The sequence below is a fragment of the Paraburkholderia sp. Ac-20347 genome (assembly GCF_017104805.1).
In the GTDB taxonomy this organism is placed as follows: domain Bacteria; phylum Pseudomonadota; class Gammaproteobacteria; order Burkholderiales; family Burkholderiaceae; genus Paraburkholderia; species Paraburkholderia tropica.
The window spans coordinates 21,904-37,000 of the sequence record NZ_JAAGPN010000071.1; the positions used below are offsets into that span (position 1 = coordinate 21,904).

Below are 15,097 nucleotides of genomic sequence, written 5' to 3' on the forward strand. Positions count from 1 at the left end.
TTCCCTTCCGATATCGCTCAAGAAATGAAAACGGGCCGCATTGCGCGGCCCGTTTTGCGTTGTCGCGACGTTACGCGGCGTGCTGCTGGAACTGGATCTTGTGCAGATGCGCGTACAAACCGCGCTGCTCCAGCAACTGCTGATGCGAACCGCGCTCGACGATACGGCCCGCTTCCATCACGAGGATGCGGTCCGCACGCTCGATGGTCGACAGACGGTGGGCGATCACAAGCGTCGTGCGTCCCTTCATCAGCGTTTCGAGCGCCGCCTGCACGTGGCGTTCCGATTCCGAATCGAGCGCCGAGGTGGCTTCGTCGAGAATCAGGATCGGCGCGTCCTTGTAGATCGCGCGTGCGATCGCGAGACGCTGACGCTGGCCGCCCGAGAGCTTCATGCCGTTGTCGCCCACGAGCGTGGCCACGCCTTCGGGCAGCGCGGCGATCGTGTCCCACAGATTGGCGGCGCGCAGCGCGTGCTCGACGCGTTCGGGATCGGCCGTCTGACCATACGCGACGTTGTTGGCGACCGTGTCGTTGAACAGCGTGACGTCCTGGCTCACCATCGCGATCTGGCTGCGCAGCGCGTGAATGTCGTACTCCGGCAGCGGCACGCCGTCGACCAGAATCTGGCCGCCGCTCGGATCGAAGAAGCGCGGCAGCAGATTCACGAGCGTGGTCTTGCCACTGCCCGACGGGCCCGCCAGCGCGATCATCTCACCGGGCGCCGCGCTGAAATGCACGCTTTCGAGAATCGGACGCCCTTCCGGCCCATACGCAAACGACACATCGCGAAACTCGATCTCGCCGCGCGCGCGCTCGAGCGGCTTGCCGCCGCCTTCCGGCTCAGCCGGCTCGTCGATCAGACCGAAGATCAGTTCGGCCGCCGTCATGCCGCGCTGCAGCGGCTGGTTCACATCGATCAGATGCTTGAGCGGCGAGATCACGAGCAGCATCGACGTGACGAACGCGACGAAGCCGCCGACCGTGGTCTGGTCGTGCGACGCCTGCACCACGGCGATAGTCACCACGATGGCGAGCGCGATCGACGCGAGGAACTGCGTGAGCGGCTGAGCCAGACCGCCCGACACCGTCATGCGCATCTGATAGCCGCGCAGACGGCGGCTCATCTCGCCGAAACGGCTCATTTCGTACTGCTCGCCGTTGTGCACCTTGACGACCTTGTAACCGCCCACCGTCTCTTCGACGATGTAGGACAGTTCGTTGGTCAGCAGCTGGTGCTCGCGGTTCAGGCGGCGCAGGCGGCGGTTGATCTTGCTGACCAGCCAGCCAATGGCGGGCAGCAGCACGGCCACGATCAGCGTGAGGCGCCAGTTGAGAATGAACAGATAGCCGAGCAGGAAGAACACCGTGAGCGAGTCGCGCACGGACGTGACGAGCACGCCCATCAGCACGCTCAGGATCTGGTTGACCTCGAACACGATCGCGTTGATGACCGTGCTGGCCGTCTCGCGCTGGAAGAAGCCGACGCTCGCGTGAATCATGCGCTCGAACATCTTCAGACGCAGTTCCAGCAGGATGCGGTTCGACACGTACTGCAGCAGATAGCCCGACGCGTATTGCGCCAGACCGCGCACCAGCGCGAGCCCGATGATGGCGACCGGCACGATCCACATCGCGCTCGGGCTGCCCTTGGTGCCGAAGCCGTGGTCGAGCAGCGGCTTGAGCAGCGCCGGAATGCCGGCCTCGGTCGCGGCCACCAGCGCCAGCGTGAGGATGGCGGCGATCGAGACCCAGATGAGCGGCTTAAGATAGGGCCACAACCGGCGGCCAACCGATGCCGGATTCGAAGCCGCACCGTTACCGATCGGCTTGCTGAGGGTGGATTGTTTTGGCTTCTCGCTCAAGGAATCCTCTGGAAAGGCGGATGCTGAAAATATGGTCTCTTCTCGCGCCGCGCGCGGGGCTTGAGCCCGGTCGCGACAACAAGGTACCGCATTGTATACGCTAGGCGCGGCGGCTCGCCTCGCGCATCGGGCCAGTGTGGCGCGGCGTCCGCAGGCCGCGCACAGGGCGTGCCGGCCGCCTGCCCCCTGGCCGTCGGCGGGACATGGACTAGAATACGCACCTCTGCGCGCCGGGCCGCCACCGGCAGGCGCGCCGCATTCGATACATTTCCAGAACAGGCGTCATCTTCATGTCCGAAGGACTTTCCCCGAACCGCACGGGCCGCGAGGCCAGCAGCAGCACGTCGCGCGCCACGCTTTCCGTGATCGTGGTCGCGATGAACGAGGCGCACGACATTCGCGACTGCCTCGAATCCGTGCGCGGACTCGCCCTGGAAACCATCGTGTTCGATTCCGGCAGCACGGACGGCACACCCGACATCTGCCGCGCGCTGGGCGCGCGCGTGTTCGAAACCGACTGGCCCGGCGACGGTCCGCAAAAAAACCGTGCGCTCGCCGAAGCGCGCGGCGACTGGGTGATCTGCCTCGACGCCGACGAACGCCTGAGCCCCGAGCTGCGCGCCGAAATCGAGACGCTGCTCGCGCAAGGCAGCCCGCATGCGGCCTTCAGCACGCCGCGCCGTTCGAGCTTCTGCGGCCGGTTCATGAAGCACTCGGGCTGGTGGCCCGACCGCATCGTGCGCCTGTTCCGCCGCGGCAGCGCGCGCTTCACCGATGTGCGCACGCACACGCATCTGGAAATCGACGGCACGACCGGACGTTTCGACGGCCCGTTCATCCATATTTCGATGCCCGATCTGCACGAAGCGCTCGACAAGACCAACGTCTATTCGTCGGAGGGTGCGCTGACGATGGCCGAGAACGGCAAGCGCTCGTCGCTTGCGAAGGCGCTGGGCAAGGGTTTCTGGGCGTTCTTCCGCACGTGGGTGATACGCGCGGGCTTTCTGGACGGCGCCGAAGGCCTGATGCTGGCGATCAACAACGCCGAAACGACGTACTACCGCTACGCGAAACTTGCGCTGCTCACGCGCGACGGCAAGGTGGCGAAAAAGCGCTGAGGTTTGCGGCCGGCGCTTGCAACCGGCGCTTGCAACCCGCACCCGCGATTCAGCGCGATACGCCGAAATGCACGGCGCGGCGCCGATGAAACATCGCGCGCCGCATCCCACATCCGCCTGAATCGTCAGTAGACGATTTCGACCGAGCTGTCCGCGAACTCGCCGCGCAACGCGACGAGCAGGTCGTCGGTCGGCTTCACGCGCCAGGCGTCGCCAAGCCGCACTTCCCCTTCCGCGCGCTCGTTGCGATAGACGATCTGCACCGCGAGCCCATTCGGAATCACGGCCTGCGCACGGTCGCGATCGCGGCCGCCGCCATATCCACCACCGCCACCATCGCGCCCGCCACGGCCGCGCGCCTGCTCGACCGGCGCGGGCAGCGAGTCGTCGGGTTTCGCGCGATGCGCTTCGAGCACCGCACGCAGCGCGCCCGCATTCGCGTTGCCGTTCATCTGCACCTTCACGGCCTGGGCGTAGCGGCTGCGCGCGCGCTCCAGATCCATCACGGTATCCACGGTGAAGCGGATGCCGCCTGTGAACGCGTCGTTACGCGCGCCGCCCTGCACGACCAGCAGTTCGTCTTCCTTGAACAGCGCCTTGTGCGCCTCGAACTGCTCGTTGAACACCGTCACTTCGCACTGGCCGGTGCCGTCGTCGAGCAGCGCGATCAGCATCTTGCCGCGCTGGGTCATCTGCGTACGCAGCGAGGCGATCACGCCCGCCACCAGCTTGTCGCGGCCTTCCTTGAGTTCGCCGATCTTCTGGCGCACGAAGCGGCGCACTTCGTCCTTGTAGGCGTCGAACAGGTGGCCCGACAGATAGAAGCCGAGCGCGCCCTTCTCTTCCTGGAGCTTGCGCTTTTCGCCCCAGGCCGGTTCGTCGACGAGTTCGTGCGCGGCCAGCGGCGCGTCGCCCATGTCGAACAGACCGGCCTGCATGGCGTTGGCGCTCGCCTGCTCGGCGGCTTCCATCGCCATGGGCACCGACGCGAGCAACTGCGCACGGTTCGCGTGAATCGTGTCGAACGCGCCCGCGCGAATCATGGCTTCGATCGTGCGGCGGTTCACGAGACGGCGGTCGATACGCTCGCAGAAGTCGAACAGATCCTTGAACGGACCGCCTTCCTCGCGCGCACGCAGAATTTCTTCGATGGCGTTCTGGCCGCTGCCCTTGATCGCGCCCAGACCGTAGCGGATCGTGCGCGAGCGCTTGCCTTCGGCCACGTGAGCATCGGCCACCGGCTCGAAGCGATACGCCGAAGCGTTCACGTCCGGCGGCAGCACGACCATCTTGTTCGTCAGGCAGTCCTCGAAGAGGATCTTGACCTTGTCGGTGTCGTCCATGGCGAGCGACATATTGGCCGCCATGAATTCCGCCGGATGGTGCGCCTTCAGCCATGCCGTGTGATACGCGAGCAGCGCGTATGCGGCCGCGTGCGACTTGTTGAAGCCGTAGCCCGCGAACTTCTCCATCAAGTCGAAGGTTTCGTCCGCCTTCTCGCGCGTGAGGCCGTTCTTCGCCGCGCCTTCCGCGAAAATCTCGCGGTGCTTGGCCATTTCCTCGGGCTTCTTCTTACCCATCGCGCGACGCAGCAAGTCGGCGCCGCCGAGCGAGTAGCCGCCGATGATCTGCGCCATCTGCATCACCTGCTCCTGATAGACCATGATGCCGTAGGTCTCTTTCAGAACAGGTTCGACGCGCGGGTCCGGATACTCCACCACTTCGCGGCCGTGCTTACGCGCGCAGAAGCTCGGGATCAGGTCCATCGGGCCCGGACGGTACAAGGCCACGAGCGCGATGATGTCCTCGAAGCGGTCGGGCTGCGCGTCTTTCAGCATGCCCTGCATGCCGCGGCTTTCCAGCTGGAACACGGCGACCGTATTCGCTTTCTTGAGGATCTGGAACGACGGCGCGTCGTCGAGCGGCACCTGGGCGAGCGACCAGTCCTTCTTCGACGGATCGAGCATGCGGATGTAGCGCTCGGCCCAGTCGAGAATCGTGAGCGTGGTCAGACCCAGAAAGTCGAACTTGACGAGGCCGACGGCTTCCACGTCGTCCTTGTCGTACTGGCTCACGACGCCGCTTTCGTCGCCCTGGGTGTAGAGCGGGCAGAAGTCGGTGAGCTTGCCGGGCGCGATCAGCACGCCGCCCGCGTGCATGCCCACGTTACGCGTGAGACCTTCCACGAGCTGCGCGAGGTCGAGCAGCTGATGGACTTCGTCTTCGTTGTCGTAGCGCTCCTGGAGCTGCGGCTCTTCCTTCATCGCGTCGGCGATGGTGACGTGCTTGCCCGGCTTGAACGGGATGAGCTTGGCCACGCCGTCGGTGAAGTTGTAGCCGAGGTCGAGCACGCGGCCGATGTCGCGCACCGCCGCCTTTGCCGCCATCGTGCCGAACGTGGCGATCTGCGACACCGCGTCCGCGCCGTACTTGTCCTTCACGTACTGAATGACGCGGTCGCGTCCGTGCTGGCAGAAGTCGATGTCGAAGTCGGGCATCGAGACGCGTTCCGGATTCAGGAAACGCTCGAACAGCAGGTTGTAGCGCAGCGGGTCGAGGTCGGTAATGCCGAGCGCGTAGGCGACCAGCGAGCCCGCGCCCGAGCCCCGGCCCGGACCGACCGGCACGCCGTTGTTCTTCGCCCAGTTGATGAAGTCCGCCACGATCAGGAAGTAGCCCGGGAAGCCCATCTTGATGATGGTCCCGCACTCGAAATCCAGACGCTCGTAGTAATGCGCGCGCTCTTTCTCGCGTTCGGCTTCGTCCGGATACAGCTGCACGAGGCGCGTTTCCAGACCTTCCTTCGAAAGCTGCACGAGGTAGTCGTCGAGCGACAGGCCGTCCGGCGTGGGGAACAGCGGCAGCTTGGGCTTGCCGAGTTCGAGCGTCAGATTGCAGCGCTTGGCGATTTCGATGGTGTTCGCAATGGCCGAGGGAATGTCCGCGAACAGCGCGACCATTTCGTCCTGGGTGCGAAAACGCTGGTCGGTCGTAAAGCGCTTCTGGCGGCGCGGATTCGCGAGCATGTCGCCTTCGGAAATACACACGCGCGCTTCGTGCGCGGTGAATTCCTCGTCGGTCATGAACTGCATGGGGTGCGTGGCGACCACCGGCAGTTGCAGTTCGGCCGCGATGCCCACCGCCTGCTCGACGTACTGTTCGCCGCCCGGCTGGCCGCAACGTTGCAGCTCGATGTAATACGCGTTCGGGAACAGCTTCGCCCAGCGCTGCGCATGACGCTTCGCGCTTTCGACGTTGCCCGCCGCGAGCGCGAGGCCCACGTCGCCCTGCTGCGCGCCCGAAATGGCCAGCAGCCCTTCGCCGAGACCCGCTTCGAGCCACGCGACGTCGACTTCCGCGCGGCCGCGATACTGGTTCGTGAGCCACGCCTTGGAGAGCAGCTCGCAGAGATTCAGGTAGCCGCGCTTGTCCTTCACGAGCAGCAGCAGGCGCGAAGGTTTGTCGCGGTCGTCGGGATTCATGATCCAGACGTCGCAGCCGGCAATGGGTTTGACCCCTTTGCCGCGGGCTTCCTGGTAGAAACGGACGAGGCCGAATGCGTTGCTGAGGTCGGTGAGCGCGAGCGCGCCCTGACCGTCTTTGGCCGCCGCCTTGACGAGGTCGTCGAGGCGCACGATGCCGTCGGCAATCGAGAATTCGGAGTGGACGCGAAGATGGACGAAGCGGGGATCTGACATGGACGTGATTGTACCTCTACGGTCGCGCGATTTTTGCCGCGCCGGGCGGCGTCGGGACCACGTTGGCCAAACGGACAAGGCTTTGCGCGAGGTCACGCCGATGCCGCAACGGCCCCGGCGCGTGCGTGCATCGGACGGGCAGCGCATCGCGCGATTGAGGGATAATAGCGGATTGCGCCCGCCGCGCCCGACGCCTCGCGAGACCCGGCATTTTCGCCCGATCTCGCCCCGATTTCACCGTTCTGCGCCCTCGTCTTTGCGGACGAAACCGCCCGAATCGCACGAATCGCCTCAATTTGCGTCGCGCCAGCCCGCCGGGCCCGTCCGACCCCGCTTTTACCGTTTGGCCATGCGTATCCTCAATCTCTCTACGTATCAGTTCGCGACGCTCGACAAGACCGAGCAATGGCGCCCGTTCGTGCTCGAACGCTGCAAGCAGCTCGACCTGCGCGGCACCATTCTGCTCGCGCCCGAAGGCATCAATCTGTTCGTCGCCGGCGACGAGCCGAACGTGCGCGCCTTCATGGATTACATCAACAACGATCCGCTGTTCGAAGGCAAGTTCGCGACGCTGCCGTTCAAGGAGAGCTTCTCGGAAACGCGCCCCTTCAACCGGATGCTCGTGCGGCTCAAGCGCGAGATCATCACGATGAAGAAGCCGGCCATCCGTCCCGAGGAAGGTCGCGCGCCGTCGGTCGCCCCGGTCGTGCTCAAGCAATGGCTCGACCGCGGCTTCGACGACGAAGGCCGCCCGGTCGTCATGCTCGACACGCGCAATGCGTTCGAAATCGACGTCGGCACCTTCGACAACGCGCTCGACTACCGCATCGACAAGTTCAGCGAATTCCCCGAGGTGATCGCCGCGAACCGCGCCGACCTCGACGGCAAGACCGTGGTGTCGTTCTGCACGGGCGGCATCCGCTGCGAAAAGGCCGCGATCCACATGAAGGAAGTGGGTATCGACCACGTTTATCAGCTCGAAGGCGGCATCCTGAAGTACTTCGAGGAAGTGGGCGGCGCGCACTACACCGGCGACTGCTTCGTGTTCGACCAGCGCACCGCGCTCAATCCGCAACTCGAACCCACCGACACCGTGCAGTGCTTCGCCTGCCGCGCCGTGGTCACGCCCGCCGAACAGGCCTCGCCGCTCTACGAAGCGGGCAAGAGCTGCCCGGCGTGCCATCCGCAGCGCGCGGCCAGCGTGCAAGCCGCGTAAGGTGCGCGAGCGCGTGAGCGCGTCGCCGCACGGTTATCGCGGGCGTTTCGCGCCTTCGCCCACCGGTCCGCTGCATGTCGGCTCGCTCGTGTCCGCGCTCGCGAGCTGGCTCGACGCGCGCGCACACGGCGGCGCGTGGCTCGTGCGCATCGAAGACATCGACGGGCCGCGCACGGTGCCGGGCGCGGCCGAAGACATCCTGGCGACGCTCGAACGTTTCGGCTTTCACGCCGACGAACCGCCCGAGTGGCAAAGCCGCCGCATTGCGCTTTATCGCGCGGCGCTCGACGCGCTGATCGCGTCCGGCCACGTCTATCCGTGCGGCTGCACGCGCAAGGAAATCGCCGATTCGCAACTGCACGCGCATCGGCGCAACACCACGCTGATCTATCCCGGCACCTGCCGCGACGGGCTGCACGGCAAGCCCGCGCGCGCGTGGCGGCTGCGCGTGCCCGACGAACTCACCGACGAACCCGCCGACGCCGGCGACCCGCGCGCCAACCCCGCCCTGATCCGCTTCGACGATCGCTGGCAAGGTCCGCAGCAACAGGATCTCGCGACCGAGGTCGGCGACTTCGTGCTGCTGCGCGCCGACGGCCAGTGGGCGTATCAGCTCGCGGTCGTCGTGGACGACGCCGATCAGCACATCACGCACATCGTGCGCGGCGCGGATCTGCTCGACTCCACGGCGCGCCAGATCTGGCTCCAGCAGTGCCTCGGCGTGCCGACGCCCGCGTATCTGCACGTGCCGGTCGTCGCCAACGCGGACGGCGACAAGCTCTCGAAGCAGACCGGCGCGCTGGCGCTCGACGCCGCGCATCCGATCGACGCGCTCGTGGGCGCCGCGCGCCATCTCGGTCTCGACCTGCACGACGGCGCGCCGACCACGCTCGAAGCGTTTCAGGCCGACGCCATCGACGCCTGGAAGCGGCGGCTGGCGTCATTGCCCGCACCATCGGCATCGGAATAAAACGGCCGCACAAACAAAAACGGCATGTCGTTCATCACGACATGCCGTTTTTTTACGCGCCGATCCAGCGCGAGGCGAAGCTTACGAAGACGACGACGAAGTCGGCTTGTTGCGCCAGCCCGCGCCCAGACCGCCGAGCAGCGCGGCGAGCGGCTGCTTCGACTGCTTCTGCGGCGCGCCGTCCGGCACGGCCTTGTCTTCGGCCTTGCTGCGCGCGGATGCCGGCGCTTCGTACGGCTTCAGGAAGAAGTCGTCGACCGGCTGCGCCGAACGGTGATGATGCGTGCGCTCGTGTGCGCCCGGACGGCGGTGGCCGACGCGCTCGCCACGACCTTCGCGACCCTCGCGGCTTTCGCGGCTTTCACGACCCTCGCGACCTTCATGACCGTCGCGCTCGCGGCGGCGGCTGCCGCCTTCGTGGTGCGCCACCGGCGTATCGACCGCGAGATGCTCGACGGTCAGCGGTCGCTTGATGAGCTTTTCGATATCGGCGAGCTGCTTTTTCTCGTTCGGCGAGCACAGCGACAGCGCGTCGCCGGTCGCGCCCGCGCGGCCCGTGCGGCCGATACGGTGCACGTAGTCTTCCGCGTTGAACGGCAGGTCGAAGTTGATGACGGCAGGCAGTTCGGCGATGTCGAGACCGCGCGCGGCCACGTCGGTGGCCACCAGCGCCTCGATCTCGCCACGCTTGAAGGCGTCGAGCGCCTGCATGCGCTCGTTTTGCGAGCGGTCGCCGTGAATCGCGGCGGCGACGATGCCCTGCTTCTCGATCTGGCGCGCGAGACGGCTCGCGCCGATCTTGCTGTTGCAGAACACGATCACCTGCTTGAGGCCGCGATCGCGGATCAGCTGCACGACCGCGCCCGTCTTGTCGCCTTCGGCGACTTCATAGACGATCTGCGTGACGTTGGCGTTCGTGGAGTTGCTGCGCGCGACTTCGATGGTCTGCGGCGTGCGCAGGTAGGTCGCCGCCAGCTTCTTGATTTCCGGCGAGAACGTGGCCGAGAACAGCAGCGTCTGACGCTCCTTCGGCAGCAGGTTCAGGATGCGCTGGAGGTCGGGCAGGAAGCCCATGTCGAGCATGCGGTCGGCTTCGTCGAGCACGAGCATCTGCACCTGGCCGAGGTTCGTGGTCTTCTGCTGGACGTGGTCGAGCAGACGGCCCGGCGTCGCGATCAGGATTTCCACGCCGCGGCGCAGTTCGTCCGATTGCGGATTCATGTCGACGCCGCCGAACACCACCGCGCTGCGCAGCGGCGTGTGCTGCGCGTAGGTGCGCACGTTGTTGGCGACCTGGTCGGCCAGCTCGCGCGTGGGCGTGAGGATCAGCGCACGCACCGGATGGCGCGCGGGCGATGCGCTCGTGCTCGCGAGCGGCAAGAGACGCTGGAGGATCGGCAGCGAGAAGCTCGCGGTCTTGCCGGTGCCGGTTTGCGCGGCGCCCATCACGTCGCGGCCCGTGAGGACCACGGGGATGGCCTGCGCCTGGATCGGCGTGGGCGTCGTGTAGCCCTGTTCCTGGATCGCTCTGAGGATCTCGGGCGCGAGGCCGAACTGATCGAAGGTCTCAGTGCTGGGCGTGACGGCTGTGTCGGACATGGTGGCTTTCGCTATAAAGGCGCTATGCGCGCGAGGCGCGGCGCGCCTCAAATAATCACTGCGGATGTTGCTGGGTACGCCTGATGTCGCTGGGTACGTCCGGTGGGCCGCGTGTCGCGAGGCCCTGCCTGACGCCGGCCGGCGGTGACGCAACCCGGCACCGGGACGGACGCTCAGGCGTGGACCGTCCGGCGGACGGCTCGCGGCGCAGAGCGCGGCGGCGTGCTGAACGGCAACGGCGGCGGCGATGTCGATGGCGACGGGGTGCGCTGGCGCTCTGACCGCGCTCGACCCGATTCATCCGTTCCAACCGATGCCTTCACGCGAGCCGGGGCAGGCCCCATGCGCTCGAGCGTTTGCTCGTACCCTCTTTCCGGCTGCGCGCTCGGGCGCGGCCGCTTCAGTCGATGCCGGCGCTTGCGCCGGCGTATCCGGACGCGCAGACCTGCGCCGCCACGGGTTTTTGCCGTGCTGTCCCGCAAAAGACGCGGGCGCAATACGGCGAAAGGCCGGTATTGTAGCACCTTGGCATAAATCCCTATGGCCGCAGGGGCGGCCTTCTGTCAATGGTGCTTACTTTTACCTGACGGCGCCGGGCGGTTTGCCTCGGCGCGCCAGGCGTCGGGCAGCAAACATCCGGCCCTTTACGCTCCTTTACGCGGAGGCCGCGCCGTCCATCACCGCTCTCAGCCCTGCCACGTTTCGCGCATCACCATCAGCCGCAACTCGGTCATGTCCTCGATCGCGTAGCGCACGCCCTCGCGCCCGAGCCCCGAGTCCTTCACGCCGCCATACGGCATGTTATCGACGCGAAATGACGGAATATCGTTGATCACCACGCCGCCCACATCGAGCCCGTCCCACGAGCGATGCGCGTTGGCGAGCGAATCGGTGAACACGCCCGCCTGCAGGCCGAAGTCGCTGTCGTTGACGATATCGAGCGCCTGGCCGAAATCCTTGAAACGCTCGAGGATCGCCACCGGCCCGAAGGCTTCCTTGCGATACAGATCGGTGCCGCGCCCCACGTCTTCGAGCAGCGTGGCCTCGAACATCGCGCCGTCGACCTGGCCGCCCGCGAGTATCTTCGCGCCCGCCAGCACCGCCTGCTCCATCCAGCCCGCGAGACGCTTCGCCTCCGACTCCGAGATCATCGGCCCGACGAAAGTCTTTTCGTCCTTCGGATCGCCCATCTTGAGCGTCTTGACCTTGGCGATCAGCTTGTCGCGCAGCGCGTCGTAGAGCGAGGCGTGCACGAGAATGCGCTGCACGCCGATGCAGCTCTGCCCCGACTGGTAATACGCGCCGAACGCCAGCCGGTCCACGACGTAATCGAGTTTCGCGCCCTGATCCGCGTCGACCACGGCCGCCGCGTTGCCGCCTAGTTCCAGCACTACCTTCTTCTTGCCCGCCTTCTTCTTGAGATCCCAGCCGACGCCCGGCGAGCCCGTGAACGAGAGCAGCTTGAAGCGTTCGTCGGTCGTGAACAGATCGGCGCCGTCGCGATGCGCCGGCAGGATCGAGAACGCGCCCTTCGGCAGATCGGTTTCCGCCAGCACCTCGCCGATGATCAGCGCGCCCACCGGCGTGCGGCTCGCGGGCTTGAGCACGAACGGCACGCCCGCCGCCAGCGCGGGCGCGACCTTGTGCGCGGCCAGATTGAGCGGAAAGTTGAACGGCGAGATGAACGAGCACGGCCCGATCGGCACGCGTTTGACGTAGCCGTGATAGCCCTTCGCGCGCGGCGAAATCTCCAGGTTCACGATCTCGCCGTCGATGCGCACGCTCTCCTCGGCCGCCACGCGGAACGTGTCGATCAGGCGCGTGACTTCGCCGCGCGCATCGTTGATCGGCTTGCCGGCCTCGATGCAGAGCGCCATCGCCAGCTCGTCGAAGCGCTCGCGAAAGCGCGCCACGCAATGGTCGATCACGGCCTGGCGCTTGAACGGCGGGAACGCGCGCATGGCGGGCATGGCGGCTTCGGCTGCGGCGATGGCCTCGTCGATCGCCTTCGCGTCGGCGAGCGCGACGCGCGTGGCGACTTCGCCGCTGTATTTGTCGGTGACTTCGAGATCGGTGTTGGCGGCGACGGCCTGATTCGCCAGATAGTACGGATAAGTCGGCTTGAGCATGGCGTGTTCTCCGGGGAAGCGCGGTCCGTCGGGTCGCGTCGGATCAGCCGCGCCTGCACTGCGCCTGAAGTCAGGCAATGCGGGACGGCGCGCAAGGCGCGCGCCCGCGCGAATGGCTCAACGAAAAGCTCAAAGCTGCGCGCTCAGACGCTTGATCTCGCGATTGAGCACGCGCTCGTTGTCCGAGTAGTCGATCGGCACGTCGATCACGTGCACGCCCGGCTGCGCGAAACATTGCTCCAGCAGCGGCTTGAGCTGATCGGCTTCCGTCACGCGATGACCGTGCGCGCCATAGCTGCGCGCGTAATCGACGAAATCCGGGTTCTGCAGCGTCATGCCGTAGTCGGGGAAATTCATGTTTTCCTGCTTCCAGCGGATCATGCCGAAGGCGTCGTCGCGCAGGATCAGCACGACGAGATCGAGCTTCATGCGCACCGCCGTCTCCAGCTCCTGCGAATTCATCATGAAGCCGCCGTCGCCGCACACGGCCACGACCTTGCGCTCGGGATGCACGATGCGCGTCGCGATCGCCGAGGGCAACCCCGCACCCATCGACGCGAGCGCGTTGTCGAGCAGCACCGAATTCGGCTCGCGGGCGCGGTAGTAGCGCGCGAACCAGATCTTGTACATGCCGTTGTCGAGACACAGGATGCCGTCCTCGGGCATCGCGCCGTAGACGTCGTGCACGAGGCGCACCGGGTACATCGGAAAGCGCGCGTCGTGCTGACCCTTGGCGAGATGCGCGTCGAAGTGGCGTTTGATCTCCTCGAAGCGCGTGAAATCCCACGCGTGCTCGCGCGGCTTGAGGCTTTCCTTGAGCTGCCACACCGCATTGGCGATGTCGCCCACGACCTCGATCTGCGGGAAATAGACCGGATCGACTTCCGCGCCCAGGAAGTTCACGTGAATCACGGTCTTTTCCTCGGCGCTGCGCATGAAAAACGGCGGCTTTTCGATCACGTCGTGACCGACGTTGATGATGCAGTCGGCGTGCTCGATCGCGCGGTGCACGAAATCGCCATCGGACAGCGTGGCGTTGCCCAGCCAGAGCGGATGCGATTCGTCGATCACGCCCTTGCCCATCTGCGTGGTGAAGAACGGGATGCCGGTCTGGTCGACGAATTCGCGCAGCACGTTGCGCGTGGTCTTGCGGTTGCCGCCCGCGCCGATCATCAGCAGCGGATGGCGCGCCGCGCAGATCGCCGACACCGCGTGCGCGACGGCCTTTTCCTCGGCGACCGGACGGCGGCTGAAGCTCTTGGGAATGGGTTTGCCGTCGCCCTCTTCGTCGGCGACGTCCTCGGGCAGTTCGAGATGCACCGCGCCCGGACGCTCCTGCTCGGCCTGACGGAACGCCTCGCGCACGAGCGCCGGAATATTGCCGATCGACACGATCTGGCGCGCGTACTTGGTGAGCGGCTCCATCATGCGCACCACGTCGACGATCTGGAAATGGCCCTGCTTGCTGGACTTGATCGGCTTCTGGCCGGTGACCATCAGCATCGGCATGCCGCCGAGCTGCGCGTAGGCGGCGGCGGTCACGAAGTTGGTCGCGCCGGGGCCGAGCGTCGAGAGACAGACGCCCGTGCGGCCCGTCAGCCGCCCGTAAGTGGCGGCCATGAAACCGGCGGCCTGTTCGTGACGCGTGACGATCAGGCGGATCTTCGAGCGCCGCAGCGATTCGAGCAGATCGAGATTTTCCTCGCCGGGGATGCCGAACACGTATTCGACGCCCTCCGCCTCCAGCGCTTTCACGAACAGATCGGATGCTTTCATCGGCCACCTCGCTACGCTTCGTTTCGCTGCAATCGGCGCGAAATCCGCCCGGAAGTCGCCCGAAATCCGCCCGGAATTCGCATACAGCGCGCGCGCAGGCGCACGCCCGGTTTCACGCCCGACAGAGTACTACCGGGGACGAGAACACGTCGGTGAAACGGGCAAAAGCGCGGGCAAAGGCGCGGGCAAAAGACGCGGCAAAGGCGTAAGCGTGAGGCGGCGGCCTCAGCGCATGATGGTCGCGCAGCCGCTCAGCAGCGGCTTGGGGCTCGCTTCGGACATGGCGTCGTAGAGATCGGCGCCCGGACCCTTGGTCCACCACGTATAGCGGTCGGCCACATACTTCACGCCCGAAGCCGCGATCACGCCGACGAACAGCAGCCTGCGGCCGTCGACGGGCACGAGCGCGAAGCTCTGGCCGTTCGTCCCGTTGATATAGGTGACCTTGAAGGTCTTGCCGTCCGCGCAGGTGTAGCTGAACGTGTGGCGCGCCTGAGTCTGGATTTCGCGCACTTCGAGCGGCGCGGCGCTCGCGTGCAACGCGGCGCAGGTCAGCCCGAGCGCGAGCGGCGCGCGCAACAGGAAGGAGGAAAAAGAAGACAACTTCGAACCAGGCGCTGCGCCAACGACTGTCATTGCGGAATCTCCGGCGGTTGCCGCGAAGCGCGACACGCGCGCCGGGAATCGGGCGCGCGGCGGCGTCACGGATCGATCACGTCCGCGCAGG

9 protein-coding genes are annotated in these 15,097 nt (G+C 66.1%); 3 read left to right on the top strand and 6 right to left on the bottom strand.

Features of this window, described 5'->3' with window-relative positions; translation table 11 throughout:
• Positions 1–70: 70 nt before the first annotated feature.
• Positions 71–1,864 carry a lipid A export permease/ATP-binding protein MsbA gene (gene msbA / locus G3N97_RS16030; protein ID WP_205994115.1) on the bottom strand — a complete coding sequence of 598 codons (1,794 nt, stop codon included), beginning with the start codon at positions 1,862–1,864 and terminating at the stop codon, positions 71–73.
• A 290-nt stretch (positions 1,865–2,154) separates the two neighbouring features.
• Here msbA and G3N97_RS16035 point away from each other — a divergent pair, with 290 nt between their 5' ends.
• Positions 2,155–2,982 carry a glycosyltransferase family 2 protein gene (locus G3N97_RS16035; protein WP_205994116.1) on the top strand — a complete coding sequence of 276 codons (828 nt, stop codon included), beginning with the start codon at positions 2,155–2,157 and terminating at the stop codon, positions 2,980–2,982.
• A gap of 125 nt (positions 2,983–3,107) precedes the next feature.
• On the opposite strand, the gene dnaE is transcribed toward G3N97_RS16035, so the two are convergent.
• Complete coding sequence (gene dnaE / locus G3N97_RS16040) at positions 3,108–6,689, bottom strand: DNA polymerase III subunit alpha (protein ID WP_074984865.1); 3,582 nt, start codon at positions 6,687–6,689, stop codon at positions 3,108–3,110.
• Between the two features lie 340 nt (positions 6,690–7,029).
• Between dnaE and G3N97_RS16045 the strand changes: the two genes are divergently transcribed.
• Together G3N97_RS16045 and gluQRS are read left to right on the top strand one after the other, a co-directional pair.
• Positions 7,030–7,896 carry a sulfurtransferase gene (locus tag G3N97_RS16045; RefSeq protein WP_065063629.1) on the top strand — a complete coding sequence of 289 codons (867 nt, stop codon included), beginning with the start codon at positions 7,030–7,032 and terminating at the stop codon, positions 7,894–7,896.
• Positions 7,897–7,909: 13 nt separating this feature from the next.
• Positions 7,910–8,866, top strand: coding sequence for a tRNA glutamyl-Q(34) synthetase GluQRS (gene gluQRS / locus G3N97_RS16050; RefSeq protein ID WP_205994117.1), 957 nt, complete (start codon positions 7,910–7,912; stop codon positions 8,864–8,866).
• 81 nt (positions 8,867–8,947) lie between these two features.
• Here gluQRS and G3N97_RS16055 read toward each other — a convergent pair whose 3' ends face one another.
• The 4 genes from G3N97_RS16055 to G3N97_RS16070 form a co-directional block, all read right to left on the bottom strand.
• Positions 8,948–10,465, bottom strand: a complete 1,518-nt coding sequence (locus tag G3N97_RS16055) for a DEAD/DEAH box helicase (protein WP_205994118.1) — start codon at positions 10,463–10,465, stop codon at positions 8,948–8,950.
• A 686-nt stretch (positions 10,466–11,151) separates the two neighbouring features.
• On the bottom strand, positions 11,152–12,594 hold the full coding sequence (locus G3N97_RS16060; RefSeq protein ID WP_205994119.1) for an aldehyde dehydrogenase family protein: 1,443 nt from the start codon (positions 12,592–12,594) through the stop codon (positions 11,152–11,154).
• A gap of 129 nt (positions 12,595–12,723) precedes the next feature.
• On the bottom strand, positions 12,724–14,370 hold the full coding sequence (locus tag G3N97_RS16065) for an acetolactate synthase large subunit (RefSeq protein ID WP_065063635.1): 1,647 nt from the start codon (positions 14,368–14,370) through the stop codon (positions 12,724–12,726).
• Between the two features lie 225 nt (positions 14,371–14,595).
• Positions 14,596–15,006: an MliC family protein gene (locus G3N97_RS16070; RefSeq protein ID WP_205994120.1), complete on the bottom strand. Its 411-nt coding sequence runs from the start codon at positions 15,004–15,006 to the stop codon at positions 14,596–14,598.
• Positions 15,007–15,097: the final 91 nt, after the last annotated feature.

Coding starts and splice junctions, on each gene's coding strand:
- G3N97_RS16035 (WP_205994116.1), top strand. CDS start 2,155: ATGTCCGAAGGACTTTCCCCGAACCGCACGGGCCGCGAGGCCAGCAGC.
- G3N97_RS16045 (WP_065063629.1), top strand. CDS start 7,030: ATGCGTATCCTCAATCTCTCTACGTATCAGTTCGCGACGCTCGACAAG.
- G3N97_RS16055 (WP_205994118.1), bottom strand. CDS start 10,465: ATGTCCGACACAGCCGTCACGCCCAGCACTGAGACCTTCGATCAGTTC.
- G3N97_RS16060 (WP_205994119.1), bottom strand. CDS start 12,594: ATGCTCAAGCCGACTTATCCGTACTATCTGGCGAATCAGGCCGTCGCC.
- G3N97_RS16065 (WP_065063635.1), bottom strand. CDS start 14,370: ATGAAAGCATCCGATCTGTTCGTGAAAGCGCTGGAGGCGGAGGGCGTC.
- G3N97_RS16070 (WP_205994120.1), bottom strand. CDS start 15,006: ATGACAGTCGTTGGCGCAGCGCCTGGTTCGAAGTTGTCTTCTTTTTCC.